The sequence below is a fragment of the Microbacterium sp. B24 genome (genome assembly GCF_000333415.1).
Taxonomy (GTDB): Bacteria; Actinomycetota; Actinomycetes; order Actinomycetales; family Microbacteriaceae; genus Microbacterium.
The window spans coordinates 1-1,422 of the sequence record NZ_BADB01000303.1 but is presented as its reverse complement, the minus strand read 5'-3'; the positions used below and the strand labels follow the sequence as shown (position 1 = coordinate 1,422).

Sequence of the window (1,422 nt, the reverse complement as noted above, 5' to 3'; positions counted from 1 at the left end):
ACCGCCGCACCCTCTCGTGCGGCCTCTTCGGCCGGCACGGCCGGCACCAGGGGGGCCGCCGGGCGCGCCGCGGTGATGGGCTCGATGCGCGCTTGGGGCTCTCCACCGTTGAAGCCCCGGGCGATCACCGTGACCCGCACCTCATCGCCCAGCGTGTCGTCGATGACGGTGCCGAAGATGATGTTGGCCTCGGGGTGCGCAGCCTCCTTGACGAGCTGCGCGGCGTCATTGATCTCGAAGATTCCCAGGTTGGATCCACCCTGGATCGACAGCAGGACGCCGTGCGCGCCTTCGATGGACGCTTCCAGCAGCGGGGACTCGACCGCGAGCTCGGCGGCCTTGATAGCGCGGTCCGCGCCGCGGGCCGAGCCGATGCCCATGAGGGCGGAGCCGGCGCCCTGCATGACGCTCTTGACGTCGGCGAAGTCGAGGTTGATCAGACCCGGCGTGGTGATCAGATCGGTGATGCCCTGCACACCCGCGAGCAGAACCTGGTCGGCGGTCGCGAAGGCCTCGATCATCGAAATGCCGCGGTCGCTGATCTCGAGCAGTCGATCGTTGGGCACGACGATGAGAGTGTCGACCTCTTCCTTGAGCTTCGCGACACCCGCCTCGGCCTGACTCTGCCGACGGCGTCCCTCGAAGCTGAACGGCTTGGTGACGACACCGATGGTCAGCGCGCCGATCGACTTCGCGATGCGCGCGACGACGGGGGCGCCTCCGGTACCCGTGCCACCGCCCTCTCCCGCGGTGACGAAGACCATGTCGGCGCCCGCAAGGGCCTCCTCGATCTCCTCCGCGTGATCCTCGGCAGCCCGACGGCCCACCTCGGGATCGGCGCCGGCGCCGAGTCCGCGCGTCAGCTCGCGGCCCACGTCCAGCTTGACGTCGGCGTCGCTCATCAGCAGAGCCTGGGCGTCGGTGTTCACCGCGATGAACTCGACACCCCGCAGCCCGAGCTCGATCATCCGATTGACGGCGTTCACGCCGCCGCCACCCACACCCACGACTTTGATCACCGCGAGGTAGTTCTGGTTCTGGCTCATGCCGGCCTCCATTGTGTCCCGAACCCTGACTGCTAAACCTTGAACCTCTAGTTGAGGTTTAAAGAATTGCTCAGTATGCAATTCCTTGATTGAAGGTATGCGGCAGCCCTCCCGCCGACCGAGAGGCTCGGGGCGTGTCGCGCAGAAAACCCGTGTCGAGCGCTACCGGACGACGATCGCGCTCGGCGACGACACGTCGTAGCTGCGGGCTCCGGGGCGCGCCGCCATGATCGCCGCGAGGTTCTTGGCCTTCAGCGCGGAATCGTCGGCATTGCCCCAGACCACCGCGGTCCCCCCGGAGCCGAGGGTCAGGGTGACATCGTTCGCAGAGGTCGCCGAGATCGCGGTGACCTGCGCACGGATGTCGTCGGGGAGG

The 1,422-nt window shown here is 67.6% G+C and carries 1 protein-coding gene and 1 pseudogene; both read right to left on the bottom strand.

Annotated elements, in window-relative coordinates; genetic code table 11:
• The coding region (gene ftsZ, locus I5I_RS07905) for a cell division protein FtsZ (RefSeq protein ID WP_036318272.1) at nucleotides 1-1,046 on the bottom strand (1,046 nt) is incomplete at its 3' end.
• 162 nt (nucleotides 1,047-1,208) lie between these two features.
• Nucleotides 1,209-1,422: pseudogene (locus tag I5I_RS07900) on the bottom strand (FtsQ-type POTRA domain-containing protein); the annotation flags it as partial.